22 protein-coding genes and 1 pseudogene are annotated in these 26,407 nt (G+C 71.2%); 8 read left to right on the forward strand and 15 right to left on the reverse strand.

Annotated features, from left to right (window positions below):
• Positions 1–47: 47 nt before the first annotated feature.
• Positions 48–1,055, forward strand: a complete 1,008-nt coding sequence (locus tag QUG93_RS14840) for an LLM class flavin-dependent oxidoreductase (protein WP_289475165.1) — start codon at positions 48–50, stop codon at positions 1,053–1,055.
• A gap of 469 nt (positions 1,056–1,524) precedes the next feature.
• On the opposite strand, the gene QUG93_RS14845 is transcribed toward QUG93_RS14840, so the two are convergent.
• On the reverse strand, positions 1,525–4,008 hold the full coding sequence (locus QUG93_RS14845) for a beta-glucosidase (RefSeq protein ID WP_434533119.1): 2,484 nt from the start codon (positions 4,006–4,008) through the stop codon (positions 1,525–1,527).
• Between the two features lie 148 nt (positions 4,009–4,156).
• Between QUG93_RS14845 and QUG93_RS14850 the strand changes: the two genes are divergently transcribed.
• Together QUG93_RS14850 and QUG93_RS14855 are read left to right on the forward strand one after the other, a co-directional pair.
• Positions 4,157–4,759: a TetR/AcrR family transcriptional regulator gene (locus tag QUG93_RS14850; RefSeq protein WP_289475170.1), complete on the forward strand. Its 603-nt coding sequence runs from the start codon at positions 4,157–4,159 to the stop codon at positions 4,757–4,759.
• A 183-nt stretch (positions 4,760–4,942) separates the two neighbouring features.
• Positions 4,943–5,809 (forward strand): NAD-dependent epimerase/dehydratase family protein, encoded by an 867-nt coding sequence (locus tag QUG93_RS14855; RefSeq protein WP_289475173.1) that lies wholly within the window; start codon positions 4,943–4,945, stop codon positions 5,807–5,809.
• Between the two features lie 134 nt (positions 5,810–5,943).
• On the opposite strand, the gene QUG93_RS14860 is transcribed toward QUG93_RS14855, so the two are convergent.
• Together QUG93_RS14860 and QUG93_RS14865 are read right to left on the reverse strand one after the other, a co-directional pair.
• Positions 5,944–7,551, reverse strand: a complete 1,608-nt coding sequence (locus QUG93_RS14860) for a DUF7059 domain-containing protein (protein ID WP_289475176.1) — start codon at positions 7,549–7,551, stop codon at positions 5,944–5,946.
• Positions 7,548–7,922 (reverse strand): ArsR/SmtB family transcription factor, encoded by a 375-nt coding sequence (locus QUG93_RS14865; RefSeq protein WP_289475177.1) that lies wholly within the window; start codon positions 7,920–7,922, stop codon positions 7,548–7,550. Before QUG93_RS14865 ends, QUG93_RS14860 begins: the two co-directional genes overlap by 4 nt.
• A gap of 122 nt (positions 7,923–8,044) precedes the next feature.
• Here QUG93_RS14865 and QUG93_RS14870 point away from each other — a divergent pair, with 122 nt between their 5' ends.
• Positions 8,045–9,301 (forward strand): MFS transporter, encoded by a 1,257-nt coding sequence (locus QUG93_RS14870; RefSeq protein WP_289475179.1) that lies wholly within the window; start codon positions 8,045–8,047, stop codon positions 9,299–9,301.
• Between the two features lie 147 nt (positions 9,302–9,448).
• Here the strand turns inward: QUG93_RS14870 and QUG93_RS14875 are convergent, their stop codons facing one another.
• Together QUG93_RS14875 and QUG93_RS14880 are read right to left on the reverse strand one after the other, a co-directional pair.
• Positions 9,449–9,916, reverse strand: a complete 468-nt coding sequence (locus QUG93_RS14875; protein WP_289475181.1) for a TIGR02611 family protein — start codon at positions 9,914–9,916, stop codon at positions 9,449–9,451.
• 118 nt (positions 9,917–10,034) lie between these two features.
• Positions 10,035–10,367: a TraR/DksA family transcriptional regulator gene (locus QUG93_RS14880; RefSeq protein ID WP_289475183.1), complete on the reverse strand. Its 333-nt coding sequence runs from the start codon at positions 10,365–10,367 to the stop codon at positions 10,035–10,037.
• 69 nt (positions 10,368–10,436) lie between these two features.
• Between QUG93_RS14880 and QUG93_RS14885 the strand changes: the two genes are divergently transcribed.
• The 3 genes from QUG93_RS14885 (at position 10,437) to QUG93_RS14895 (ending at position 14,701) form a co-directional block, all read left to right on the forward strand.
• Entirely contained in the window at positions 10,437–11,465 is a 1,029-nt protein-coding gene (locus QUG93_RS14885; RefSeq protein ID WP_434533120.1) for an LLM class flavin-dependent oxidoreductase, read from the forward strand.
• Positions 11,466–11,642: 177 nt separating this feature from the next.
• Positions 11,643–12,758 carry a restriction endonuclease gene (locus tag QUG93_RS14890; protein WP_289475186.1) on the forward strand — a complete coding sequence of 372 codons (1,116 nt, stop codon included), beginning with the start codon at positions 11,643–11,645 and terminating at the stop codon, positions 12,756–12,758.
• Between the two features lie 92 nt (positions 12,759–12,850).
• Positions 12,851–14,701 (forward strand): ATP-binding protein, encoded by a 1,851-nt coding sequence (locus QUG93_RS14895; protein WP_289475189.1) that lies wholly within the window; start codon positions 12,851–12,853, stop codon positions 14,699–14,701.
• A 184-nt stretch (positions 14,702–14,885) separates the two neighbouring features.
• Here the strand turns inward: QUG93_RS14895 and QUG93_RS14900 are convergent, their stop codons facing one another.
• Positions 14,886–15,359: an ASCH domain-containing protein gene (locus QUG93_RS14900; protein ID WP_289475191.1), complete on the reverse strand. Its 474-nt coding sequence runs from the start codon at positions 15,357–15,359 to the stop codon at positions 14,886–14,888.
• A 129-nt stretch (positions 15,360–15,488) separates the two neighbouring features.
• On the opposite strand from QUG93_RS14900, the gene QUG93_RS14905 reads away from it, so the two are divergent.
• Positions 15,489–15,932, forward strand: coding sequence for a DUF2510 domain-containing protein (locus tag QUG93_RS14905; protein ID WP_289475193.1), 444 nt, complete (start codon positions 15,489–15,491; stop codon positions 15,930–15,932).
• A gap of 247 nt (positions 15,933–16,179) precedes the next feature.
• On the opposite strand, the gene QUG93_RS14910 is transcribed toward QUG93_RS14905, so the two are convergent.
• From QUG93_RS14910 to QUG93_RS14950, 9 genes and pseudogenes are all read right to left on the reverse strand, one after another.
• Positions 16,180–17,181: a site-specific tyrosine recombinase XerD gene (locus QUG93_RS14910; protein WP_289475196.1), complete on the reverse strand. Its 1,002-nt coding sequence runs from the start codon at positions 17,179–17,181 to the stop codon at positions 16,180–16,182.
• Between the two features lie 66 nt (positions 17,182–17,247).
• On the reverse strand, positions 17,248–17,832 hold the full coding sequence (locus QUG93_RS14915) for an NUDIX domain-containing protein (protein ID WP_289475199.1): 585 nt from the start codon (positions 17,830–17,832) through the stop codon (positions 17,248–17,250).
• A 182-nt stretch (positions 17,833–18,014) separates the two neighbouring features.
• Positions 18,015–19,751, reverse strand: coding sequence for a CTP synthase (pyrG, locus tag QUG93_RS14920; protein WP_434533121.1), 1,737 nt, complete (start codon positions 19,749–19,751; stop codon positions 18,015–18,017).
• A gap of 625 nt (positions 19,752–20,376) precedes the next feature.
• Positions 20,377–22,071, reverse strand: a complete 1,695-nt coding sequence (gene recN, locus QUG93_RS14925) for a DNA repair protein RecN (RefSeq protein WP_289475202.1) — start codon at positions 22,069–22,071, stop codon at positions 20,377–20,379.
• A complete protein-coding gene (locus QUG93_RS14930) occupies positions 22,068–22,988 on the reverse strand; it encodes an NAD kinase (RefSeq protein WP_289475205.1) in 921 nt (306 codons plus the stop codon). The genes recN and QUG93_RS14930 overlap by 4 nt, the downstream gene beginning before the upstream one ends.
• Positions 22,985–23,824, reverse strand: a complete 840-nt coding sequence (locus QUG93_RS14935) for a TlyA family RNA methyltransferase (protein WP_289475208.1) — start codon at positions 23,822–23,824, stop codon at positions 22,985–22,987. Before QUG93_RS14935 ends, QUG93_RS14930 begins: the two co-directional genes overlap by 4 nt.
• Positions 23,817–24,134, reverse strand: a complete 318-nt coding sequence (locus tag QUG93_RS14940) for a hypothetical protein (protein ID WP_289475211.1) — start codon at positions 24,132–24,134, stop codon at positions 23,817–23,819. The genes QUG93_RS14935 and QUG93_RS14940 overlap by 8 nt, the downstream gene beginning before the upstream one ends.
• A 10-nt stretch (positions 24,135–24,144) precedes the next feature.
• Positions 24,145–25,122 carry an HAD-IIA family hydrolase gene (locus tag QUG93_RS14945; RefSeq protein ID WP_289475212.1) on the reverse strand — a complete coding sequence of 326 codons (978 nt, stop codon included), beginning with the start codon at positions 25,120–25,122 and terminating at the stop codon, positions 24,145–24,147.
• A gap of 25 nt (positions 25,123–25,147) precedes the next feature.
• Positions 25,148–26,407 (reverse strand): annotated as a pseudogene (locus tag QUG93_RS14950) (hypothetical protein); the annotation flags it as partial.

Here is a 26,407-nt window from a genome sequence, read left to right on the forward strand (position 1 = left end):
CGTCCGCCGCCCTGTCCGAATTGGATGCATCCGCATACACTTGCAGCGTGCGCGAACTCGGCTTCCTCTCCTTCGTCCCGAACCACGGCGGCACCGCCGGTGCCGCCACGGCCCTCGAGGACGGGCTCCGCCTGTTCGAGACGGCCGAGGCCCTCGGCTACGGCACCGGCTGGGTGCGCGGCCGCCACTTCGAGCCGTACCTGACCAGCCCGATGACCTTCTTCGCCGCCGCCGCACAACGCACGAGCACCATCGGCTTCGGGACCGCCGTGCTCGGCATGCGGTACGAGGACCCCGTGCGCCTCGCCGAGGACGCCAGCACGGTCGACCTGCTCAGCGGCGGTCGGGTGCAGCTCGGCATCAGCACGGGCATCGCCGGGTACGGACCGATCCTCGACCCGGTGTTCGGCACGTCCGAGCGCAGCTTCCGCGACGAGGCCGAGGCCCGCGCGTCCCGGCTGCTCGAGGTGCTGCAGGGCGAGCCGCTCGGCACGGCCGGCTCGGGGTACGAGAGCATCCCGGCCGGAGCCGAGCTGCGCCTGCAGCCGCTGTCCCCGGGCCTGCGGGACCGCGTCTGGTGGGGCGGCGGCAGCCTCGGCACGGCCGTGCGGACCGCCGAGAAGGGCCTGCTGCTGCACTGCTCGACGCTCAACACCGAGGACACCGGTGCCCCGTTCGCCGAGGCGCAGGCCGACCAGATCACCGCGTACCGTGAGCGCTTCGCCGAGCTGCACCCGGACCGCGCCTCGAAGGTGGCGGTCGGGCGCATCGTCGTCCCGCTGCTCGACGACCACGACCGGCGGATCCACGAGGAGTTCCTCACGGGCTACGCGAGCGGCATGGACGACGAGGGCCGGCCGCTCAGCGGTCCACCGTTCCGCTTCAGCGCGGTGCTCTCCGGCGGCGTCGACGAGATCGTCGACGCCCTGGCGGCCGACCCCGCGGTGCAGGCGACCGACGAGCTCGTGGTCACCCTGCCGGCGAACGGCGACGCCGCCGCGCACGAACGCATCCTGCGGATCGTCGCCGAGGAGATCGCACCGCGGCTGCACTGAACGGCAGGCATCCGGCCGGGGCTCGACGCAGGCGTGGTGAGGACCCGGAGCCCCAGGCCGGATGACCATCTCGTCCCTGATCCGCACGGGATGGCGCGCCCACTCTTTCACTTCCTGAAGGACTTGTCATCCTGACGCACCCCTGAAATGACCGATCGTCACGGTTTGTACGCGAAGCGCACCCACTCCCGCGCGCACGACAGACCGGTCAGACGGTCGTCGACGGGGCCGTCCCGGACCGATCGCGAATGGTCCTGCGCAGGACCATCCCGGCCCGGACGACGAATGCGCCCCCGCGCGGACGCGGGGACGCATTCTGGACGCACCGGGATCGAAGGGGGTCCGCGACCGGATCAGGAGGCCACTTCGCTCACACGACGATCCCTCGGTGGTGCGCGCGCCGACGGTAACCAGCCGTCAGGCGCACATACATGCTACTGAATGGATCGGCGCCTGCGCGGAAACCGGATCACTCCAGTTCGAGGGTGACCGAGCCGGCGGTGTCGGAGACCGATGCGCCGACGTGCAGTCCGAAGGTGCCGGGCTCGTACCGCCAGGCACCGTCCCAGTGTGCGAACGCCCGGGCCGGCACCTCGATCGAGACCTCGGTCGACTCCCCCGCGCCGAGCCGGACGGGAGCGAACCCGACGAGCCAGCGCACCGGGCGGTCGATCGTCGACTCCTCGCGGGAGGCGTAGACCTGCACGACGTGCTTGCCCGCTCGGTCGCCGGTGTTCGCGACGGTGGCGGTGACGATCACGGCGTCCCCCTCGGTCACGGTCGGTGACGCCGAGACGCCGTCGATCGTCCAGGTGGTGTAGCCGAGGCCGTGCCCGAACGGGTAGGCGGGCTCGGTACCGGCGCGGAGCCAGGCCCGGTAGCCCACGTGCACACCCTCGTCGTACGCGACCTTGCCGTCCACCGGGGTGACGTTCGCGACGGGGACGTCCTCGAGCGCGGCCGGCCAGGTGGTGGGCAGACGCCCGCCCGGCTCCACCGCACCGGTGAGCACGTCGGCCAGGGCGTTGCCGTACTCCTGGCCGCCGAACCAGGTGAGCAGCACCGCGGCGACGTCGTCCCGCCAGGGCATCTCGACCGGTGAGCCCGAGTTGACCACCACGACGGTGTTCGGGTTGGCGGCAGCGACGGCGCGCACCAGGTCGTCCTGGTGGCCGGGCAGCGCCAGGCTCGAGCGGTCGTAGCCCTCGGACTCCACCTTGCTGTTCGTGCCGACCACGACGATCGCCACGTCGGCGTCGCGTGCGGTGGCCACCGCGGCCTCGATGAGCGCGGCCGGATCGGCGTCGCTCGGCTCCGTGCCGAACTGGTAGGCGAGGACCCCGCCGAGCGCCTCGTCCTGCACGATGTCGTACTCGATGCGCACCGCGACCCGCTGCCCGGCCTCGACGGACACCGGCACCGAGCGCGCCGGCGGGTTGAGGAACGCGGCGCCGAGCTGGTCGCCCTCGTACGGCACGGTCTCGTCGAGCAGGAGCTCGTCGTCGATCCACAGGCGGGAGTGCCCGGCGGCACCGATGCCGATCCGGACCGTGCCGGTCGACTCGGCGGTGTACGTCGTGGTGATGTCGAGCCGGTCGGCCTCGCGCGTCGGGGCGTCGCCGCCGAACCAGAACAGCGCGGTGGCACGGCGGTCCTCGACGTACAGCTCCTCGCCGTCCTTGACGAACGCGACGCGGGCGCCGGGCGCACCGGTCGCCGGGTTCGTGATGCTCGACAGCGGGAACTCGGCGATGCCCTCCTGCACGACCGCGCCGATGGCGTGGTTCACCGTCGCGCCCGGGAACGCGGCGCGGATGCCCTCGATCGGGGTGACCACGTGCTCGGGGACGACCGTCGCCGAGCCGCCGCCCTGCGACCGGGCCTGGTCGGCGTTGTGCCCGACGAGCGCGATGCGTGACACCGCGGCGGCGTCGAGCGGCAGCACGCCCGTGTTGCGGACGAGCACGGTGCCCTCGGCCTCGGCCTCGCGCACGAAGGCGACGCCGTCCTCGACGTGCACGGGCTGCGCGGCGACGGGTTCGAAGCCCTCGAGCGCGCCGACGCGGGCGGCCAGGGTCAGGATGCGGCGGACCTTGCGGTCGATCGCCTCCATCGGCACCTCGCCCGACTCGACCGCGGACAGCAGCGGCCCCTCGCTCCACCACGGGTTCGGCCCGGGCATCGCGACGTCCTGCGACGCCGTGGCCGACTCGACCGATCGGACGCCGGTCCAGTCGGACACGACGATCCCGTCGAAGCCCCACTCCGAGTTCAACGGCGTCTCGAGCAGCTCGTTCTCGGACGCGGTGACGCCGTTGATCGCGTTGTAGGACGACATGATCGCCCAGGCGTGCGCCTCGGTGACGGCCTTCTCGAACGCGAGCAGGTACAGCTCGCGGAGCGCACGGTCGGACACCTCGGTCGACGCCGTGAAGCGGTCGGTCTCGTAGTCGTTCGCGATGTAGTGCTTCGGGGTCGCGGCGACGCCGTTCTCCTGCACGCCGGCGACGTACGACGCGGCGAGGTCACCGGTCAGCACCGGGTCCTCGCTGAACGCCTCGAAGTGCCGGCCGCCGAGGGGCGACCGGTGCAGGTTGATCGTCGGGCCGAGCACGACGTCGACGCCCTTGCGCCGCGCCTCGACGGCGGCGGCTGCGCCGTACCGCTTCGCGATCGCACGGTCCCAGCTCGCGGACAGGGCAGTGGCGGACGGCAGGTTGAGCGACGGGTCGCGCTCGTCCCAGACCTCACCGCGCACACCCGACGGGCCGTCGGACATCAGGATGCGGCGGAGTCCGATCTTCGCGATCGGCCAGGTCGTCCAGAAGTCGCGCCCGGTCAGCAGCTGCACCTTCTCCTCGGTGCTCAGCTGTCCGAGGAGCGCGTCGATGCGCTCGCTCAGCGGCGACGCGGCGGAGGCACGGTCCGTCTCGGCCGAGTCGGTCTCATCCACGGTGGTCACGATGGTCGGTCCCTTCGTTGTGCGACGGGCGCCGGGGAGTGACCTCCGCGCGCCATCGTCGGCGGCTGCCGCCAGCGTAGCAGCCAAAACCTATCAGTGGTCGGTTTTCTGGTGGTCGCCCGGGCGGTACGCTCGCGCCATGGCACGACGGGGTTCGTACGCGAAGGGGATCGCGAAGCGCGAGGAGATCCTCACGGTCGCGCTCGACCTCGTCGCGCAGCAGGGCTTCCGCCGGACGAGCATCAAGGACATCGCCGATGCCGTCGGGCTCACCCAGGCCGGACTGCTCCACTACTTCGACTCGAAGGACGACCTCTGGGTCGAGATCCTCCGCCGCCGCGACGAGGTCGACCTCGCGCACGACTGGGGCACCTCGGCCGACGACCCCGGCTCGTTCCTGGCGGCCATCGTGCGGCACAACACCGAGGTCCCCGGCCTGGTGCAGATGTTCGTGAACCTGTCGGCAGCGGCCGCCACCGACCCCGAGCACCCGGCGCACGAGTACTTCCGCGAGCGCTACGAGCGGACCCGCGGCGACTTCGCGCGGGACTTCCGCGCCATGCAGGAGGACGGGCGACTGCGCACCGACGTCGACCCCGAGCGACTGGCGAGCGTGCTGCTCGCGATCTCCGACGGCATGCAGATCCAGTGGCTGTACGACCCCTCCCGCGACATGGCCGAGCACGTCGAGCTCGTCGCGGGCCTGGCGGTCGCCCAGGCCGTCACCCCCGCCAGGACCTGAGCGCCCGCCTCGGCCCGAGCACCCGTCCGACCCGACAGGCCGCCTCGGCCTGGGCGTCCGCGTCGACCCGACCCGTCGCGCCGCCCGGACAGGTACCGCCAGTGCCTGGTCCCACCCGGGTACCGCGCGGCAGGATGGGACCCGGCCGACCACGGCCGACCGACGACGATGTGGAGTGACGCAATGACGCGTGTAGTGGTGACCGGAGGCAGCGGCAAGCTCGGACGGGCGGTCGTGCGGGACCTCGACGAGCACGGCTACGACGTGGTCCTGCTCGACCGGGTGCCCTCCCCCGACAAGCCGGAGCGGGTGCCGTTCGTCCGCGTCGACCTGAGCGACTACGGCCAGGTGCTCGGCGCGCTCACCGGCATCGACGACCGCTACGACGCGGTGGACGCCGTGGTGCACCTCGCTGCCGTGCCCGCGCCCGGCCAGGTACCGGACGTCGCACTCATCACGAACAACGTGACCGCGTCGATCAACGTCTTCCACGCTGCCCGCGTGGCGAGGATCAAGAACGTGGTGTGGGCGTCGAGCGAGACCCTGCTCGGCATCCCCATGGGCGAGCACCACCCGCCCTACCTGCCCGTCGACGAGGAGTTCCCCGTCCGACCGCAGTCGTCCTACTCGCTCGGCAAGGCGGTCGAGGAGGAGATGGCACGCCACTTCACGCGCTGGGACCCGGAGCTGAAGATGATCGGGCTGCGGTTCTCGAACGTCATGGACGAGACCGACTACCCGGCCTTCCCGTGGGACGCCTCCCCCGAGGCGAAGACCTTCAACCTGTGGTCGTACATCGACTCGCGTGACGGCGCCCAGGCCGTGCGGAAGTCGCTCGAGGCGGAGCTGACCGGCTTCGAGGCGTTCGTCATCGCGAGCCCGGACACCGTGATGGACACCCCGACGATCGAGCTGGTCGAGCGCTTCGTGCCGGACATCGAGCGCCGCACGGACATCGACGGCACGAGTTCGCTGCTGTCGTCGGAGAAGGCCCGTGAGCTCCTCGGCTACGCCCCCGAGCACACGTGGCGGAACCACCGCGCCAGCTGACCGTCCTTCCGCAGAACGCAACGTCGGCGGTTCCTCGCAGCGTCATCGCGCTGCGACGAATCGCCACTGTTGCGTTTTGCGGGCACGCGCGCGCGGGCGAGCGTGCGGTGACAGCCGGGAGGCGCGGGTCGCCCTCAGGACGTCGGTGCGAGCAGCAGGCCGTCCAGCACCAGGTCGCGGACCCGCGGCAGCAGGTCGGCCGTCAGCGCCGCCTCGTCGACGCCGGTGATCTGGGCGATGGCCCCGATGATCGCGGCGACCGAGAGCTCCCGGTCGCACGCGCCCACGAACGCGGCGAGCGCCGTGTCCGCGTCCACACGCCGACCGAAGCCGCCACCCTGCACGAGCGTCATCACCGTCGGGTCGTCGTTGCCGGGCCAGTAGTGCCGCTCCTCGGTGACGTCGCCCGCGACCCGCAGGTGTGCGGCGGCGAGCGCGGTGTCGTCGTGCTCGGCGAGCCACTCGGCAGCGTCGAGCACCCGGGCCACGGTCGCACCGAGCCCGGCGGGGTTCGAGCCGAGCGTCTCGGGGACGCGCTCGAAGCGGCGGAGGTGGGCCGTGCCTCCCGACCGTGCCCGCCGGACCACGACGTACCCGAAGCCGACGCCGGTGACGCGCCGCGCGGCGAAGTCGTCGAGCCAGGCGTCGACGAGCGTGTCGAAGCCTGCCGTGCCGGGCTTCGTCCCGCCGTCGCGGATCCAGGTCTCGGCGTAGGCGGGCGGGTCCTCGCGCTCCCGCTCGACGACCCACGCGTCGACGTCGTCCGTGGTGTCGAACCAGGAGCGGACGCGGTCGAGCCCGTCGACGCCCCAGTGGTACTCCCAGTTGCCGAGCAGCTGCGCGGTCCCGCCGGGCTCGAGGTGGTCGACGAGCCCGCGGAGGACCGTCTCGACGAGCGCGTCCCCGACCATGCCGCCGTCGCGGTACTCGTACGAGGGGACGTCGTCGCGCCGCGGGGTGATGACGAAGGGCGGGTTCGAGACGATGCGGTCGAACCGCTCCCCCGCGACGGGCTCGTACAGCGAGCCCAGGCGGAAGTCGATGCCGTCGATGCCGTTGAGCTGCGCGTTGAACCGGGCGATGTCGAGCGCGCGACGGGAGATGTCGGTGGCGACCACCTGATCCGCGAAGCGCCTGGCGTGCATGGCCTGGATGCCGCAGCCGGTGCCGAGGTCGAGCACGCGCCGCACGGGCACGGGGACCTGCAGACCGGAGAGGGTCGTCGTGGCGCCGCCGATGCCGAGCACGTGCTCCTCGCCCAGGGCGGTGCCGAGCGCGAGCTCGCCGAGGTCCGACACGATCCACCAGCTGCCGGCGCCGAGGTCGTCGACGAAGGCGTACGGGCGCAGGTCGACCGTCGGGTGCACCCGCACGTGGTCGGCGTCGGGAGCGCCGGCGTCGTCGGTGTCGTCGTCCGTCCGGAGCAGCCCCGCGGCGAGCACCGCGTCGAGGCCGGCAGCGGGGAACGCTCGCTCCGCGTCGGCCCGGTCGACCGGCAGCCCGAGCACGAACAGCGTCGCGAGGGTCGACAGCGGCGTGGTCTCCCGCGCGGCCAGTGCGCGCAGCGCCGCCACCCGCGACCCGCGGTGCAGCGACGCCGCGGCCTCGGTCCCCCAGAGCCCGTCGATGCGCTCTACGGTGAAGCCGGCGGCGGTGAGGTCGGCGGCGAGCGCCGACGTCACCACGGGGTCGGTGGTGATCGTGGGGAGGACGTGCGCTGCGGTGGTGTGGGGGCGGGTCATGCGGGGACCTCCTCGCGCATGATGGCGGCCGGCACCGGCCACGCGGCGACCAGGTCGAGGAGCCCGGGGAACCGCTGCTGCACGTCCTCGACGCGGACACGGCTCGAGCGGGTCAGGCCCTCCTGGTGCTGCTCGAGCAGCCCGGCCTCGCGCAGGACGCGGAAGTGGTGCGTCAGCGTGGACTTCGGCCGGTCGACCCCGACCCACCCGCAGCTGCGGACCCCGCCGGCCGCGTCGACCAGGTAGCGGTGCAGGATCGCCAGGCGGATCGGGTCGCTCAGGGCGTCGAGCACCACCGGGAGGTCCATCTCGGCGACGGTCGGCTGCGGCAGGCGCTCGGCAGCGGTGACGGGGTCCACGGGCGCGGGCATGGCACCGACGGTAGCACCGACGACCCTGTAGTACGACTTGCGTCGTACTGATCGGGTGCGGTACGAATGCAGTCGTACAAGCGACCGCCGTCGGGGGTCGCCCCGAACGGAAGGAGCAGCGGATGGCACAGTCAGCCCGCTCGGTCGCCGGGTTCTGGATCATCGCGGCGATGCTGCTCGCCTCGGTCGCGTCGTCGGCGGTCCCGTCCCCGATCTACCCGGTCTACGCGGCGGAGTGGCACCTGACGCCGCTCATGCTCACGGGCGTCTTCGCGATCTACGTGGCCGGCCTCCTCGTGAGCCTGCTCGTCGCGGGACGGCTGTCCGACCACGTCGGGCGGAAACCGGTCCTCGTCGTCGGCGGGCTCGGTGTCGCCGTCTCGCTCGGCCTGTTCGCCGTCGCTGACGGCGTCGGCGCGCTGATCGTCGACCGCATCGTGCAGGGCGTGTCCGTCGGCCTGCTCATCGGCGCACTCGGTGCCGCGCTCATCGACAACTCCCTCGAGCGCCACCCGGCCCTCGCCGGCGTGCTGAACGGCGTGGTCCCGCCGATCGCCCTCGCCACCGGTGCGCTGTCGAGCGGCGCACTCGTCGAGTGGGGCCCGGCACCGGAACAGCTCGTGTACCTGGTGTTCGGCGGGCTGCTGGTCCTGATGGTCCTCGCACTGGTCGTCGTCCCCGAGCGGGTCGTCCGTCGCCCGGGTGCGCTGCGCTCCCTCCGGCCCACGATCTCGGTCCCGCGGAGCTCGCGTCGGTTGTTCCGCAGCGTCGCCGGGTCCCTCATCGCCAGCTGGGCCCTCGGCGGGCTGTTCCTGTCGCTCGTGCCGTCCGCCCTCGGTGCCGTCTTCGGCATCACGAACCACTTCGCCGCCGGCGCGCTCATCGCCGTCGTCACCGGCGTCGGAGCACTGACGGGCCTCGCCATCCAGCGGACGGACATGCGTCGGGCCGTCCTGCTCGGACTCGTGGCGCTCGTGGCCGGACCGGTCGTCACCGTCGCCTTCGTCGTCGCGCACTCGCTGCCCGGACTCGTCGTCGGCAGCGCGATCGCCGGGGTCGGCTTCGGCGCCGGGTTCCAGGCACCGCTCCGGATGCTCCTCGCGACCGCAGCGCCCACCCACCGTGCGGGGCTCCTGTCGACGATCTACGTCGTGAGCTACCTGGCCTTCGGTGTGCCGGCGGTCGTCGGTGGGCTGCTCGAACCCGCGGTCGGCCTCGTGCCGGTCATCGCCGGGTACGGTGCCTTCATCGTCCTCGCCGCGGTCGTCGCCCTCGTGCTGCAGGTCACCTCGAAGGAGGCCGCGGCCGTCGAGGACCGTGCCGCCGACGCCGTCGAGCGCACCGCCACCGGCTCGGTCCTCGTGGCGTCCGCCGAGTAGGCCCGCCGCCGGTCGCGGTGCCGCATCCGGGCCGGGCGCGCGGGCGTAGGCCCGCCGCCGGTCGCGGAGCCGCATCCGGGCCGGGCGCGCGGGCGTAGGCCCGCCGCCGGTCGCGGAGCCGCATCCGGGCCGGGCGTGCGGGCCGGTTCAGTGCCCGGGTCGTGCCCGGTTCGGCCGCGGAGCAGCACGGACCCCGGTGCTCCGGTGCGCGTCCTCGTGCGCGGCGTCGACGTCGGCCTTGCCGCGGTCCGCCGCCTTCCGCAGCCACTGCGGACCGTGCGCCTTCGCCCAGTCCCAGAAGCGGTGCAGCTGGGCACGGAGCCACGTGATGATCCGGTGGAAGAAGTGGAACTCGCTGGCCAGGATCGTCAGGCCGATGAACACCACCAGCCACCCCGGACCGGGCAGCGGCACGAGGATCAGCCCGATGACCACGACGAGCCCCCCGACGATCCCGACGAGCACCTTGTAGAACAGGTGCACCCCCGGCCGCGCGTGGATCCACGCGCGCATGCGGCGGAACCAGCGGAAGCGCTGGTGGTCGTCGCCGTCGGTCCCGGGCGCCTCGATGTCGGCACGCACGACCGCGTCGGGTCGCTCGTGGGTGTCGTCCATGCCGGAACCGTAGGGCGCGCGGCTGGGAAACGGCGGCGGAACCGGTGCACGCGACGTGAGCGGCGGGACGGGCGTGCGCCGCGCCTCCCGTCCGTCGACCAGCCGGCCGGGAGGCACGTCACGCGTGCGCGACGCAGGTCGCGGCCCACGGGACGGCGGCCAGGCGGGCCTCCGGGATCGGCTCACCACCGACCGCGCACCGCCCGTAGGTGCCCGCGTCCAGCCGCGCGAGCGCGGCGTCCACCTGCCGGATCCGGTCTCGGGCGCTGTCCCGCACCGCGCCGAGCGAGCCCCGCTCCCACGCGAGGGTCGCGCCCTCCGGGTCGTGCTCGTCGTCGGAGTTCGCGTCCTGCCGGGCATCGCTGACGTCGCGCATGCTCCGCTCGACGTCGGCGAGCAGGCGCTCGTTGCGCTGCCGCTCGGCCGTCAGGGCGCTGCGGGGGTCGTTCATGGCGACGACCGTAGTCCCAGCACGCAGGACGAGCGGAATGCCCCCGCAGCAGCATGCGTTCGCATCGGCATGACCAAGATCGGGTTCCTGTCCTTCGGGCACTGGCGCGACGTGCCGGGCTCGCGCGTCCGCAGCGGCCGTGAGTCGCTCCTGCAGGCGATCGACCTCGCCGTCGCCGCCGAGGAGGCCGGGGTCGACGGCGCGTACTTCCGCGTGCACCACTTCGCCCCGCAGCAGGCCGCGCCGTTCCCGCTGCTCGCGGCGATCGCCGCCCGGACCAACCGGATCGAGATCGGCACCGGCGTGATCGACATGCGCTACGAGAACCCGCTGTACATGGCCGAGGAGGCTGCGGCGGCGGACCTGATCTCCGGCGGTCGGCTGCAGCTCGGCGTCTCGCGGGGATCACCCGAGACCGCCCTCGCGGGTTACCAGCAGTTCGGGTACGTACCCGAGGCGCACGACCAGAACGGCGGCGACATGGCGCGGGCGCACACCGACGTGTTCCGCCGCGCGATCGCCGGCGAACCCATGGCACACGCGAACCCGCAGATGACCGGGTCTGCCGGTTCGCTCGCGATCACCCCGCTCTCGGACACGTTGCCCGACCGCATCTGGTGGGGTGCCGGCACCCGGGCCACCGCCGAGTGGACGGCCGAGCAGGGCATGAACCTCATGTCGTCGACCCTGCTCACCGAGGACACCGGCGTCCCGTTCGACGAGCTGCAGGCCGAGCAGATCGCCCGCTTCCGCTCGACGTGGGCGGAGATGGGCTGGGAGCGCGAGCCGCGCGTCTCGGTGTCCCGCAGCATCATCCCGATCACCGACGACGAGTCGCGGCACTACTTCGGCGTGCGGGCGCAGGTCGAGGGACAGGACCAGGTCGGGCACCTCGACGGCGGGCTCGCCCGGTTCGGCCGCTCGTACATCGGTGAACCGGAGCAGCTCGTGGCCGAGCTCGCCGCGGATGCCGCTATCCGTGCCGCCGACACCGTGCTCGTCACCGTGCCGAACCAGTTGGGAGTTGCTTATTGTGTACGGATGCTCGCAGCAGCCGTGGCGATCTTGCGCGAGGTCGACTCCACAGTCCTCGCGTAGCTGAACGCTCCTTGTCGCAATACGCAGACTGACGAGGACCTACTAGGACGGGCTGAAATCGCTGCAGGCCCCTGCTCGGCGCGCATCGTCAGTTCCCCTAGAGGAGGGCTAGAGGTCCCCGAGTACCAGACCCGCGTCGTTGGCGAGCGTCGGCTGAACGCTCAGTACAGTGATCGCATGAGCGATACCGAACCTTCTCTCACCTTCCTGCTCGACTGGCAGGCTGCCGAACTCGCCGCGGTCGAGCACATGAAGGCGCTCGGCTTCGTCGACGCTCAGAAGACACAGTCCGGCGCTGACGGCGGCATCGATGTGGAAAGCAGCGAAGCCGCAGCCCAGGTCAAGTTCTACGCGAGTTCGATCGGTCGCCCGGACATCCAGAGGCTTCGCGGTGCGGCGCATGAGTACCGCATCTCGGTGTTCTACTCGACCGGCGGGTACACGCGAGAGGCCGTGCAGTATGCGGACCAGGCGGCCGTCGCGCTCTTCGCGATGGACCCCTACGGTCAGGTAGAGGCAGCATCCGAGTTCGCGGTCGTTCTCGCGGACTCGACTCTCGTTCAGGAGCGCAGAGAGCGCTTCGAGGAACTGAAGGCCGTCCGATACCGGTTCGCCGCTGACTCGCTTGACCGCGATGCTCAGCTCTACGCGCAGTTCGGTCGACTGGCTTCGATGGGGCAGGAGGAGGGTGCGGTGTTCACCCACGCCGCTGCAGCGTTCGAGAGCTACGCGCGAGCCTTCCGGACTGCTGCCCTGGCGAAGGACTTCGCCGCAGCCGACGAAGCGTTCGATGAGGCCAACAAGCGGATCCGGCTGCTGCGGTGGATCACGGGGAACGACCTACGCGATGAGTACGGGAGCCTGGAGGACGCCGTTTCCATCGGCTGGGAGTGGGAGGTCACGCCTGGATCGGATCATCTGCTCCAGCGCGTCTCCATGGGCGCGTTCAACCTTCGCGAACTCGTGGTCGAGTCCTTCGAAGGGTGGGAAAGCCTGCTTCCAGAAGACATCAGCACGCACAACTTGGCGGATATTGAGATGGGCAAGTACGCCGGAATGCTGTTGAGCGCATCCTATGATCCAGCCCTACTCACGCCAGACCTGTTGCGGCGGCTCAAGGAAGCGGTGAGGGCTGGAGTACAGCGAACTCACGGGACTGCTGCTATGGCGTTTCGTGCTCTCTTCGACGCGAACGCTCGGCTCGGCCTCGGCCGTCCGAGTTCGCTCCTTGCGCGTTCTCTCCGCGTGGATGCCCTCGTGAATCGGCTCTACCAGCAGCTCGACGCGAGCTGAAGTCGGTCTCGAGCGGTACCATCCGATTGCGAGAAGCCCCTCGCCATTTTCGGGGCTTGCGGCATCCGCCTGGCTCGTGCAGGATCGGGCCTATGCATCTTGCACGAGTGAAACTCAAGAACTTCCGCTGTTACCAGCAGGAGATCGCCATCGATGTTGGCGACTTCACCGCGCTCATGGGCCGCAATGATGCTGGCAAATCTTCGGTACTGGACGCGTTGGCAATATTCTTTGGGCGCTCTAAAGCGGATCGTGATGATGCATCCAAAGGGGGTGACCCGGAAGCAATGACAATTACCTGCGAATTCGATTCCCTGCCTGACTCGCTGGTACTCGACGCAACGAACGAGACAACTCTCGCAAAGGAGCACCTCCTCAACGCTGACCAGCGCCTTGAGATTGTCCATGTTTACAACGGCACCCTGAAGTCGCCCTCAAAGAAGGTCTTCCTTCGAGCGAATCATCCGACCAACGAGAATGCGTCAGACCTGCTGTCTTTGAAGATAGCAGACCTCAGGAAACGAGCTGTGGCAGTTGGTGCATCGCTCGAAGGAGTAAATCAAACCGTCAGCGCCGAACTTAGAGAGGCAATCCGCGTTGCGGTGGGTGAACTCAACCTTGAGGAGCGGGCCTTGCCCGTAAGCGAAGAGGGAACGAAGATCATCTGGTCAAAGATCGAATCCGCGTTGCCCTCCTTTTTTCTCTTCGGGGCGGATAGGCCGAGCACCGATCAGGATGCAGAAGCGCAAGATCCCATGAAAGCGGCGGTTGAGGTGGCCGTCGCCTCCCAGCGCGACGCTCTCGACGCAATTGCTTCGACCGTGACTGAAGAGCTCCACAAGCTGATCGATGCAACGGTCGAGCGGATCACTTCAATGTCACCTTCAATCGCGAATGGTTTGAACGCGCGAATAAACGATGAGTTGAAATGGGAGTCGGTATTCAAGGTCACCTTGCATGGAGTGAATGGTGTGCCGCTGAATAAGCGCGGAAGCGGCGTGCGCCGCACCGTGCTGCTGGGCTTCCTGCAGGCGACTGCCGAACTCAAGAGTGCGGGCTCCAACATCATCTACGCGATCGAGGAGCCGGAAACCGGGCAGCACCCGGATATGCAGAGAGCTCTTCTCAACGCCATCCGCGACATATCCGAGCGTCAGGGCTTCCAAGTCCTTCTCACTACTCACACTCCTACGCTCGGTCGTCTTGTCTCGCAGGAGTCGCTCCGCTTCATCGAGGTGAGCGCCGAAGGCGAGCGTACGATTGCCGAAAGTGGCGTCGCAACGATGCGAAAGGTCACGGAAGCCTTAGGAATCTTGCCGGATCATGGGGTTGGTGCTTTCGTCGGCGTGGAAGGGAAACATGACATCAATTTTCTCCGAATCATTTCCCGAATTCTGTCGCAAACAGAGGCCGACATTCCGAACCTGGAACTGTGGGAGGAAGAGGGGCGCGTCATCTTCGTGCCGGCCGGTGGCACTAATGGCGCCCTCTGGGTGTCTCGACTACAAGGGCTTGGTGTTCACGAGTTCCATATCTTCGACCGCGACTACGCTCCGCCGGCAAATCCGCACTACAAGGATGTGGCTGATCAGCACAACGAAATGCCGAAGGTTGAAGCCGTTCACACCTCGCGCAAGGAACTCGAGAACTATCTGCACCTCGATGCCGTTCGAGAGGCTCGGCCTGCTCTGAACATCGATCCTGTGGGCCAATGGGAGTCCGTTCCGAAAGCGTGTGCGAAATCCATCTTCCTCGAAACCGCTGACGAAACAATCTGGGACGCTCTCGACCGAGGTTCCCAGAAGAGCAAGGCGAACAGTGCCAAATCCTGGCTCAACACCGACGCAGTGGAGCGGATGACGCCCGCGAGGCTTAGCGCCGTGGATGCGGAAGACGACATCCGGACTTGGCTTCGCCGAATTGCCTCGTATGTCGAACGGTGAGGTAGGCATCGAAGACGGGATGATTTCTCCGGCGAGCGAAGCGACTTTAAATTAAACGCGATCGAAATTCCGCGAACGGTGCCGAACCAGCTCGGCGTCGACTTCAACGCCCGGCTGCTCGCGGCGACGAGGGCCGTGATGGACGAGGTGGACGCGACGCCGGTCCCGGCACTCCCCGTCTGAGTCAGGCGCGGGGTTCCGGCCAGAGCAGGCGGAAGCGCTCGCACAGCACCGGCATGTCCGGCGCGAAACCCCTCGGGTTCTCGGAGTGCTCGCGCCAGTAGCGTTCGTGTTCAGCACGCCAGTACGCGAGCGTGCGGTCGCCCTCACCCTCGGCTCGGGCATGCTCGGCGTCGACCTCGTCGAAGGGCACGACGTGCAGGTCCGTCGTCTCGATGACCGCGCGCGGCTCCCCCTCGCCGTCGAGGACCACAGCGAGCTCGCCCACCTCGGGGAGCGGATCACCGGTGGCCTCGTGGTCCCACACCGACGACGCCGTGCCGTCCTTGACCCCGCGGAGCACCAGGTCGAGCAGGTCGTCGGCCTGCTCCGGCGTCGCGCCGAACGCCCACGCCGGCGGCACCTCCTCCGGCAGGACGGGCGACTCCGCCCGGCGGGCCTCCCAGAAGGTGGACAGCGACGTCGATGCGGTGGTCACCCGTCGACTGTAGCGCAGGGGTGGGGGCCGGTCCCCCTTGTTGCCGACACCCGCTGTGGGACTGTGGACGGGCGCGGCGTCCCCGTAGCGTCGGGGTGCACCATCCACCGCACCCTCGAGGAGCACCCCGTGACGCTGCCGGCCGCCGGCTGGTTCCCGGACCCCCAGGACGCCCACCGCCTCCGCTGGTGGGACGGTCACGCGTGGGGTGGGGCGACGCGGGTGCTCCCGGACCGACCGGAGCCCGTCGTCCCGGTGGCCATCGCCCCGGTCGGGCCGTCGTTCTCGGTGGAGGGCGGCACCGTCGGGACCCGCTCGTGGGCGTCGGCCAGCTCCGTGCAGCGCGTCGGCGTCGCGGCCGTCGCAGCGGTCGTGCTCGCGGTCGCGTCGGTCGTCTGGAACCCGGTCGGCATCGCGAGCACGGCGGCGCTGGTCGCCGGTGTCGTCGGGGTCGTGCGCCCCGGAGCGACCGGCGGGTGGCGCGTGCTCGCGCGGAGTGCGGCGGCGAGCGCCCTCGTGGTCGCGGTGGCGACGGCAGCGGTCGCGGCCTCCGCGCAGTTCCACCTGTTCTGACGCTGCCGGCACCCGTGCCCGTCGCGCGTCGCCCGTCGCACGTCGCGCGGCGCCCGTCACTCGTCGCCCGTCGCTCGTCGGGCCCTTCGGTGGAGCAGAAGACGTCGAGTGCCCCGTGGCCACCCGACGTCTTCTGCTCCACCGACAACGGCCGATCCGCGGCCCGACCCGCGACCCGCGACTCGGCGCGCCCGACCACGACCCACCCCGCGCCCGACCGGCGGCCCGGCGGCCCGGCGCGGCTGCGCTACCGCCGCGCCCTCGGGTGCGCCGTCTGGTAGACGTCCCGCAGCATGTCCGCCGTGACGAGCGTGTAGATCTGCGTCGTCGCGACGCTCGCGTGCCCGAGCAGCTCCTGCACGACGCGCACGTCGGCCCCGCCCTCGAGCAGGTGCGTCGCGAACGAGTGCCGGAACGTGTGCGGTGACACGTGCGCCGCCAACCCGGCTCGCTCCGCCGCGGCTTGGATCACGAGCCACGCGCTCTGCCGCGAGAGCCGTGCACCCCGAGCGCCGAGGAAGAGCGCCGGGGTCGACGCACCCCGCGCCGCGAACACCGGCCGCGCCCGCACCAGGTACGCGTCGACCGCCGCCCGCGCGAAGCTCCCGAGGGGCACGATGCGCTGCTTGTTGCCCTTGCCGGTCACCTTCACGACCGCGAGCCCGTCGCCGTCGGCGCCCTCGTCGTCGGGGTCTGACAGCGTGGTGACGTCGTCCACCGACAACCCGACCGCCTCGGAGATGCGCGCACCCGTGGCGTAGAGCAGCTCGAGGAGCGCCCGGTCCCGCAGCTGCACCGGGTCGTCGTCCGCCGTCCCCGCCGCCCCGAGCAGCCGCTCCATGTCGTGCACCGAGATCGCCTTCGGCAGCCGCGAGGGTGCCTTCGGCGGGCGGACGGCCGTGCCCGGGTCGAGCGGCAACCAGCCCTCAGCTGCGGCGAAGGCGGTGAAGGACCGCACCGAGCTGAGCATGCGTGCGACGGATCGTGGTGCGAGCGGCCCCTCCGACCGGGTCGTCAGGTGCGTGACGAACCCGGCGACGTCCGCACGGGCCAGCCGTGCCACGTCCTCGACGGCTGCTGCTCCCCCGGCGCGGTCTGCCCCGTCGGAGACGACCGTCGGCGCCGCGGCGAGCCACTCCGCGAACACGGCGAGGTCCCGTCGGTACGCCGCGACCGTGTGCTGCGACAACCCGCGCTCGACGGCGACGTGCCGGAGGTAGGTGTCGGTGGCACGGTCGAGCGGGGTCACCCGAGCAGACTAGTCGCGCGCGTGCGACCGACCGGCGGCTCCAGGCGTCGCCCGGCGCCCCGCTGCTCAGCCTGCTGCGCGTCGCTCGATCGTCTCGACCGCGAGCGTCGCCGCCACCAGCGCCGAGTTGTGCAGCCGTCCGTCGAGGATCGCGTCCACCAGCTCCTCGCGCGGCACCCAGCGCGTCACGATGTCGGCCTCCTCGGCCTCACGCTCGAAGGCGCTCTCGGTGGGTCGCACCCCGCGGGCGCGGAAGATCTCGATGAACTCGTCGCTCCCGCCGGAGGACGTGTTGTACCGGACGAGGGGCTCCCACGTGTCGGCCTGCAGGTCCGCCTCCTCGCCGAGCTCGCGCTGCGCGGCCGTCAGGTGGTCTTCGCCCTCGTGGTCGAGCAGCCCGGCGGGCAGCTCCCAGTCGCGCAGCTGCACCGGGTGCCGGTACTGCTGGATCACGAGCACCCGCCCCTCGTCGTCCTCGGCGTACACCGCGACGGCGCCGGTGTGGTCGATGTACTCGCGGACCATGTCGTGCCCGTTGTAGTCGACGGTGTCGCGGCGGACGTTCCAGACCGCGCCTTCGTACACGACGGTGGAGTCGGTGACCTCGTACGAGGCCTGTTCGTCAGCGATGGGTGCGTCAGCGTCGGTCATCGCCCCATCCAAGCACGCCCGCCCCGCGGAACCAGGTTCCGGACACGACACCGCGTTCTTCCGTGGTTCCGTGTCCGGAACCTGGTTCCGTACGCGCGTACCGGCGCCGCGGACCGGCACCGCAACGGACGGGAGGCGCGGTGCCAGCTGGCACCGCGCCTCCCGTCCGTCACCGGGTCGCGTCAGGCGACGACCTCGGCCTGCTCGTCGGCCGGGTCGAAGAGGCTCGACGCCTCGTGCCGCGCGATGGCCGCGTCCACGAGCCCCGCGAAGAGCGGGTGCGCGTCCGTCGGCCGCGAGCGCAGCTCCGGGTGCGCCTGCGTGGCGATGTAGAACGGGTGCACGTCCCGCGGCAGCTCCACGTACTCGACGAGGGTGCCGTCGGGCGAGGTGCCCGAGAACACCAGGCCGGCGTCCGCGATCTGCTGGCGGTAGGTGTTGTTCACCTCGTAGCGGTGACGGTGGCGCTCGCTCGCCTCCGGGGCTCCGTACAGCGACTCGGCGAGCGAGCCCTGCGTGAAGTGCGCCGGGTACAGGCCCAGACGCATCGTGCCGCCCATGTCGCCACCGGCGATGATGTCCACCTGCTCGGCCATCGTCGCGATGACCGGCGTCGAGGTCTCCGGGTCGAACTCCGTGCTCGACGCGTCGGTGAGGCCGGCCTCGTGCCGGGCGTACTCGATGACCATGCACTGCAGGCCGAGGCACAGGCCGAGCGTCGGGATGCCCTGCTCACGCGCGAACCGCAACGCACCGAGCTTGCCCTCGATGCCCCGGACGCCGAAGCCGCCGGGCACGCAGATGCCGTCCACGTCGCCGAGCTGCTTCGCGGCACCCTCGGGCGTGGTGCAGTCGTCGGACACGACCCACTTCAGCTTCACCTTGGCGCTGTGGGCGAAGCCGCCGGCACGCAGGGCCTCGGTGACCGAGAGGTACGCGTCGGGGAGGTCGATGTACTTGCCGACGAGGGCGATCGTGACCTCCTTCTTCGGCTCGTGCACGGCGTCGAGGACCGGGTTCCACGCCGACCAGTCGACGTCGTGCGCGTCGAGCTTGAGCGCGTCGATGATCACCTGGTCGAGGCCCTGGTCGTGCAGCAGCGTCGGGAGGTCGTAGATCGACGGCACGTCCACCGCGTTCACCACGGCGTCCTCGTCGACGTCGCACATGAGGGCGATCTTGCGCTTGTTCGAGTCCGACACCGGTCGGTCGCTCCGCAGCACGAGCGCGTCGGGCTGGATGCCGATCGAGCGCAGGGCGGCGACCGAGTGCTGGGTCGGCTTGGTCTTCTGCTCACCGGACGCGCTCATGAACGGCACGAGCGAGACGTGCACGAAGAACACGTTGTTGCGGCCGAGCTCGTGGCGCACCTGGCGTGCCGACTCGATGAACGGCTGCGACTCGATGTCACCGACCGTGCCGCCGACCTCGGTGATGATGACGTCGGGCTGCGGGTCGTTCTCGGCCTGCTCGCGCATCCGACGCTTGATCTCGTCGGTGATGTGCGGGATGACCTGGACGGTGTCGCCGAGGTACTCGCCGCGACGCTCCTTGGCGATGACCGTCGAGTAGACCTGCCCGGTCGTGACGTTCGCCGACTGCGACAGGTTGATGTCGAGGAAGCGCTCGTAGTGCCCGATGTCGAGGTCCGTCTCGGCGCCGTCGTCGGTCACGAAGACCTCGCCGTGCTGGAACGGGTTCATGGTGCCCGGGTCCACGTTGAGGTACGGGTCGAGCTTCTGCATGACGACCTTGAGGCCGCGCGCCGTGAGCAGGTTGCCGAGGCTGGCCGCCGTCAGGCCCTTGCCGAGGGACGAGACGACCCCGCCGGTCACGAAGATCTGCTTCGTCACCTTCGGGGTCTGGTTGCTGTCGTTCGCCGTGCTGTTCTGGGTACCGCCGCTGAGAGTGTCCGCCACGGGATTCCATCGTACGTCAGAACTGCCGGGAGGCGCGACCACCGTTCGCCTCGAGCGTCGCGCCCGGCAGGCGGCCGGAGCCGCGGCCGCCACGTGCCGTGTTCGGCGGCCCGGTCGCGTCGGTGACCCGGTCGCGTCGGTGACCCGGTCGCGTCGGTGACCCGGTCGCGTCGGTGACCCGGTCGTGCCGGCCACCCGGTCCCGCCGGCCACCCGGTCGCGCCGGCCACCCGGTCGCGTCGGTGACCCGGTCGTGCCGGCGACCCGGTCGCGCCGGCCACCCGGTCGCGCCGGCGGCCCGGTCGCGCCGGCGGCATGACCACCGAGACGGGCCCGTCCGCGCGAAGCGCCTCGTGCCGCGCGAGACGCCGCCGGCTCCGGCGGCGTCTCGCTGACGAGGCGGCGTCTCGCTGACGACGCGGCGTCTCGCTGACGACGCGGCGTCTCGCTGACGAGGCGGCGTCTCGCTGACGAGGCGGCGTCTCGTACGGACGACGTCGTCTCGGTGCGACCGTGCTCCGGCACGGGAGCGGCGTCCCGAGCGGACGCCATCGTCTCGAGCCGACCCGGCGACGGCGCGAGCCGACGACGGAGCGTGGGTCGGGCCTCCCGTCCGGCCGGGCGCCCTACGCGCGCTGGCCGGCGACGTCGAGGAGTTCGCGCGCGTGCTCCATGCCGCTCGCACTGTCGCCGAGGCCGGAGAGCAGACGCGCCATCTCCTGCAGGCGGTCCTCACCCTCCAGCCGGCGCACACTCGACGAGGTCACGGCACCGCTGGCGTCCTTGACCACGTTCAGGTGGTTGTTCGCGAACGCGGCGACCTGCGCCAGGTGCGTGACGACGATGACCTGCGTCCGCTCGGCGAGCTTCGCGAGCCGACGACCGATCTCGATCGCCGCTGCGCCTCCGACGCCCGCGTCCACTTCGTCGAACACGAACGTGGGGACGGTCGTGGTGCCGGCCATCACGACCTCGATCGCGAGCATCACGCGCGAGAGCTCGCCGCCGGACGCACCCTTGCCGATCGGCCGCGGGTCGGTGCCCGAGTGCGGCTGGAGCAGGATCGCCACCTGGTCGCGGCCGTGCCGGCGGTACTCGCCGCCGTCGGTCACCTCGACCACCAGGGTCGCGCCGGCCATCGCGAGGGTCTTCAGCTCTGCGGTGACGCGCTTCGCCAGGTCGGCCGCGGCCTTCGTCCGAGCAGTGGTCAGGGTCGCTGCTGCCCGCTCGAGCGCCTGTTCGTCCTGCTCGACGGCTGCCTGCAGCGCGACGATGCGGTCGTCGTCGCCGTCGAGCTCGAGCAGACGGTCGCTCGCACGCTGCCCGTAGGCGATGACGTCGTCGACGGTGTCGCCGTACTTCCGCGTGAGGTTCGCCAGCAGCGCCCGGCGCTCGTTGACGAGCTCGAGGTCGTGGCCCGCGTCGGGCTCGAGCGCACCGAGGTAGCTCGACAGGCTCGCGGAGGCCTCGGACGCCTGGATGCCGAGCTCGGTGAGCTGCTCGAGCACGGGCTGCAGTGCGGTGTCCGACCCGGCCACGCGCTCGACGGCACGGCGGGCAGCCTCGACCAGGCCGACCACGTCGGCGACGCCGTCGAGCGACTCGCTCGACAGGGCCTCGTGCGCGGTGCCCGCGGCGAGCCGGAGCTCCTCGAGGTTGCCGAGCCGGTCGGCGCGCTCGGCGAGCTCGACGTCCTCGCCGGGCTGGGGATCGGCGGCCTCGATCTCGTCCGAGGCCGCACGGATGCGCTCGGCCTCGGCGACGCGGTCGTCCCGGTCCCGCACGAGCGTCTCGAGCTCAGCGGTGTGCGCCTGCCACGTGTCGTAGGCCGAGACGTAGGCGTCGAGGGCCCGCTGCACGGTCTTCCCGCCGAACCCGTCGAGTGCCGCTCGCTGCGCCGTGGCCGACGTCAACCGGATCTGGTCCGACTGCCCGTGCACGGTCACCAGCTGGTCCGCGAGTTCGCCGAGCACCGCGACCGGCGCACTGCGACCGCCGACCGTGGCACGGCTGCGCCCCTCGGCCGAGACGGTCCGCGTGAGGATGAGCTCGCCGTCCTCGACGGTGCCACCGGCGTCCTCGACCCGCTCGGCGACGGCGGCGTGCTCCGGCACGTGCCAGCGCCCCTCGACGACGGCGCTGGACGCACCACGGCGGACCGACCCGGCGTCGGCACGCGCACCGAGCAGCAGCCCGAGGGCCGTGACGATCATCGTCTTGCCCGCGCCGGTCTCGCCCGTGACGACGGTGAACCCCGGACCGAGCTCGAGCGTGGTCTCGCCGATGACGCCGAGGTCGGAGATGACGATCTCCTCGATCATGCGTCGTCCTCGCCCGCTGGCCCGCGCCATCCCGCGACCGGCAGCTGGAACTTGGCGACCAGGCGGTCGGTGAACGGGGCGTCCTTCAGACGTGCCACCCGCACCGGGTCCTGCGAACGGCGGACCTCGACGCGCGCACCCGGTGGCAGGTCGTGGGTCCGGCGTCCGTCGCACCACAGCACCCCGACACCGCTCGTGCGACGCAGGACCTCGATCGCGAGCGTGCAGTCCGGGCCGACGACGATCGGGCGGGCGAACAGGGCGTGGGCGCTCAGCGGCACCATGAGCAGGGCGTCGACGTCGGGCCAGACGATCGGGCCGCCGCCGGAGAACGAGTACGCGGTCGACCCGGTCGGCGTGGCGACCACGACACCGTCGCAGCCGAAGGACGACAGCGGGCGGCCGTCGACCTCGGTGACGACCTCGAGCATGCGCTCACGGGAGGCCTTCTCGATGGTCGCCTCGTTCAGCGCCCACGACGAGTAGACGACCTGCTGACCGACGACCACGTCGACCTGCAGGGTGACGCGCTCCTCGACCTTGTAGTCGCCGCTCAGTGCCCGTTCGACCGTGGCGCGCAGGCCGTCCCGCTCGCTCTCGGCGAGGAAGCCCACGTGGCCGAGGTTCACGCCGACGATCGGCGCACCCGTCCCGCGGACGAGCTCCGCCGCGCGCAGGATCGTGCCGTCGCCGCCGAGCACGATGACGATCTCGAGCTGGTCGGCCTGCACGTCGACGCCGAGGATGTCGACCTGCCCGACCGACGCCTCGGCCCGCCGGACGTCGGCGTACTCGTCGAACGGCATCACCGGGGTGAGCCCAGCGGCGTGCAGGAGGTCGCAGACCTCGACCGCAGCGTCGATGGAGTCCTGCCTCCCCGTGTGGGAGACGAGCAGGATGTGCCGTTCGTCGCTCATGCAGACCCTTCGGTGAGTTCGGTGGCCCGACCGATCCACGCTGTCGGGTTCCCCCATTCTGTCGGATGGCCACCGACACGACGCTGGAAGTGCGCGAGGTACTCGCGGTTGCCGTGCGTGCCGACGATCGGTGACGCCGCGAGCCCGACCGTCCCGAGACCCGCGTCCCACGCCGACCAGAGCACGTTCATCAGCGCGTCGTTGCGGAGCGCCGCGTCGCGGACGATGCCCTCACGCACGCCGGTGCGGCCGACCTCGAACTGCGGCTTGACGAGCAGGACGAACTCGTCCGCCGGCACCGCCTCGGCGAGCACCGGCAGGACGATGCGCAGCGAGATGAAGGAGAGGTCCCCCACCACCAGGCTGGTGTCCGGCGCGGCGGGGTCGAGCGACCCGTACTCCTCCGCGGTCAGGTTGCGGGCGTTGCATCCCTCGACGACACGGACGCGCTCGTCGATGGCCAGCACGGGGTCGAGTTGGCCGTGCCCCACGTCGAGCGCGACCACGCGGGCGGCGCCGTGGTGCAGCAGGACCTGCGTGAAGCCACCCGTGCTCGCGCCCACGTCGAGCACCACACGGTCGCGCGGGTCGACGTCGAAGACCTCGAGCGCGCGCACGAGCTTCCGTGCCGCACGCGAGACCCACTCGTCCTCGGTGTCGACCACGAGCTCGGCATCTGGTGGGACCGGGGCGGACGGCTTGACGACCGCGGTGCCGCCCACGGTCACGCGCCCGGCCTGGACGAGCTTCGCGGCGGCCGTCCGCGACTTCACGAGCCCGCGCGCGGCGAGCAGCGCGTCGAGCCGGACCGCCGGGGCCTCGCCACGCTCAGCCACGGGTGCCACCGTCAGCGCGTCCGCTCCCCCACACCTGGCCGGCGCCGGCGGCACGGCCCGAGCTGTGCCCCGTCGTCGCGGTCTGGCCGCTCTCGAGCCGGGTACGGAGGTCGTCGTGCAAGGCGGCGAAGGCGTCGGCACGCTCGGGCAACGGGAGCGCCTCCGCCGCGGCCGTGCGTGCGGCGAAGTCGTCCGGCTGCGGCTCGGCCGGCTGCTGCTCGGCCGGCTGCTGCTCGGCCGGCTGCTGGTCGGCCGGCTGCGGGTCGGCCGGCTGCGGCTGCTCGGCGTCGGGCCGCTGCTCCTCTGGCACGTCGGTCAGGCTACTCGCCGCCGTACAGCTTCGGGTCCACGTCGAGCCCGTAGATGGCGAGCCCGGACTCCCAGATGAGCGCCGAACCCGCGCGGAGCAGGTCGATCGGCGTCCCGCTGTCGAGGACCCGGACGACGTGCCCGTGCATCGCCACCGTCGCGTCGCCGACGCTGACGTAGCGCGTACCGTCGGCGTCCTGCCGACGCACGGTCACCGGGTACGGCTCGGACAGCCCGCGCAGGTCCTGCAGCACGTAGGTGGGACGCGAGCGCTGGTCTGCCGCGAGCACCTGCTTCGCCTGGTCGATCCCGGTCAGCACGAGGACGCTCGGGATGCCGGCGTCGTTCGCACCCTTGATGTCGGTGTCGAGCCGGTCGCCGATGAACAGCGGGTGCTCACCGCCGAACCGGGCGATCGCCGCGTCGAAGATCGGACGCTCGGGCTTGCCCGCCACCACCGGCATCCGACCGACGGCCTGGTGCACGGCGGACACGAGCGTGCCGTTGCCGGGGGCGATGCCGCGCTCGACCGGGATCGACCAGTCCATGTTCGTGGCGACCCACGGGACGTCCGGGTCGGCCAGGGCGAACGATGCCTCGGCGAGGTGCGTCCACCCGAGGTCCGGCGAGAACCCCTGGATCACGGCGGCCGGTGCGTCCTCGGCGCTCGTCGTCACCGTGAACCCGGCTTCCTCGACGATGCTCGTCAGCCCGAGCCCACCCGTGACCAGCACGGTCGAACCGGCCGGCACGAGGGTCTCGAGCAGGCGGACACCGGCCTGCGACGAGGTGACCACGTCGTCGGCGGACACCTCGAGGCCGTAGCCCTCGAGGTGCTGTGCGACGTCCGCGGGACGCCGCGAGGCGTTGTTCGTGATGTACCCCACCCGCGCGTGCAACGACGCACGGGTCAGCGCCTCGACGGCGTGCGGGATCGCGTTGCGGCCCCGGTAGACGACGCCGTCGAGGTCGGTGAGGACGACGTCCACACCGTCCGTCGGCGGCCTCGGGGTCTCAGTCGGCTGCGGAGCCGTCGACGTCGCGGGGGTTGTCGTCGTCGATCTCGCCGAGGTCGTCGTCGGGCTCGTCGGTGTCGAGCTGGTCGGTGTCGTCGAGGGCCCCGTCGCCGAGGTCACCGGCGCCGTCCCCGGACGCTCCGGGCTCGACGACGTCGTGCTGCGCGGCGTCGTGCTCGTCGTGTCCTTCGACTTCTTCCTCGACCACATCAACAGTCTCCCATGCGTTCTCGTCAGCGATCTCGGCCAGCGCAGCGGCGGCACGGTCGACCCGCGCCCACCACTCGTCGGCTTCGTCCTGGCGGCCGAGCTCCTCGAGCGTGGCCGCGTAAGCACTGTAGAGCGCCGGGGACCAGCTGTAGGCCGTCGTCGGGTCCAGCTGTGGGATCTCGAGTTCCCCCAGCGCCGCAGTCGGGTTGCCGAGGTCGAGCCGAGCGCCGGACATGGCGATCGCGAGCTCCACCTGCACCGCGGCGTCCAGCGCAGCACGATCGACGGAGCGTCCGAGCTCGAGCGCGCGCTCGGGACGTCCCAGGCCGCGCTCGCAGTCGACCATCATCGGCAGCTGGTCGTTCTTGCCGGAGATCCGCCGGTAGGTCCGCAACTCCCGCAGCGCCGTCGCGAAGTCGCCCGTGCGGTACGCGGTGATCGCGGCGGTCTCGCGGACCACGGCCACGCGACCGGCGCGACGCGCTGCGCTCAGGGCGTGCTGGTTCGCCGTCTCGGGGTCGTCGTCGACGAGGAGCGCCGCCATGACGAGGTGCTTCGCCACCCAGTCGGCGTTGTCCTTGCTGAGGGTCTTGAGCTCCGCGCGGGCGGCCGGGTCGAGGTCGCGCGCCGAGACGCTCTCGTCGATCTCGGGGTCGTCGTGCCGCGGGCGGATCGACTTGGTGCCGTACGGGTCGCGGTCCTCCCAGTCGTCGCGGGCCGACTCACCGAACCGCGCACCGGCATGCCGCGAGCCGTCACCGAACCGGGGCCGCTCCGAGCGGTCGTCACGCCGCGGCCGGTCGTCACCACCACGGAACGGAGGCCGACGGTCACCATCGCGCTGCGGCCGACGGTCCTCGCCACCGCGGAACGGACGGCGCTCACCATCGCCCTGCGGCCGACGGTCCTCACCACCACGGAACGGAGGCCGACGGTCACCATCACGCTGCGGCCGACGGTCGTCACCACCACGGAACGGACGGCGCTCACCATCGCCCTGCGGCCGACGGTCCTCACCACCACGGAACGGAGGCCGACGGTCACCATC

The organism is Curtobacterium caseinilyticum, from assembly GCF_030363035.1.
Lineage (GTDB): Bacteria > Actinomycetota > Actinomycetes > Actinomycetales > Microbacteriaceae > Curtobacterium > Curtobacterium caseinilyticum.

Bases quoted from the DNA above. Each gene is read 5' to 3' on its own strand.
- QUG93_RS14850 (WP_289475170.1), top strand. From the start codon at position 4,157: ATGGCACGACGGGGTTCGTACGCGAAGGGGATCGCGAAGCGCGAGGAG.
- QUG93_RS14855 (WP_289475173.1), top strand. From the start codon at position 4,943: ATGACGCGTGTAGTGGTGACCGGAGGCAGCGGCAAGCTCGGACGGGCG.
- QUG93_RS14860 (WP_289475176.1), bottom strand. From the start codon at position 7,551: ATGACCCGCCCCCACACCACCGCAGCGCACGTCCTCCCCACGATCACC.
- QUG93_RS14865 (WP_289475177.1), bottom strand. From the start codon at position 7,922: ATGCCCGCGCCCGTGGACCCCGTCACCGCTGCCGAGCGCCTGCCGCAG.
- QUG93_RS14870 (WP_289475179.1), top strand. From the start codon at position 8,045: ATGGCACAGTCAGCCCGCTCGGTCGCCGGGTTCTGGATCATCGCGGCG.
- QUG93_RS14875 (WP_289475181.1), bottom strand. From the start codon at position 9,916: ATGGACGACACCCACGAGCGACCCGACGCGGTCGTGCGTGCCGACATC.
- QUG93_RS14880 (WP_289475183.1), bottom strand. From the start codon at position 10,367: ATGAACGACCCCCGCAGCGCCCTGACGGCCGAGCGGCAGCGCAACGAG.
- QUG93_RS14885 (WP_434533120.1), top strand. From the start codon at position 10,437: ATGACCAAGATCGGGTTCCTGTCCTTCGGGCACTGGCGCGACGTGCCG.
- QUG93_RS14890 (WP_289475186.1), top strand. From the start codon at position 11,643: ATGAGCGATACCGAACCTTCTCTCACCTTCCTGCTCGACTGGCAGGCT.
- QUG93_RS14895 (WP_289475189.1), top strand. From the start codon at position 12,851: ATGCATCTTGCACGAGTGAAACTCAAGAACTTCCGCTGTTACCAGCAG.
- QUG93_RS14915 (WP_289475199.1), bottom strand. From the start codon at position 17,832: ATGACCGACGCTGACGCACCCATCGCTGACGAACAGGCCTCGTACGAG.
- recN (WP_289475202.1), bottom strand. From the start codon at position 22,071: ATGATCGAGGAGATCGTCATCTCCGACCTCGGCGTCATCGGCGAGACC.
- QUG93_RS14930 (WP_289475205.1), bottom strand. From the start codon at position 22,988: ATGAGCGACGAACGGCACATCCTGCTCGTCTCCCACACGGGGAGGCAG.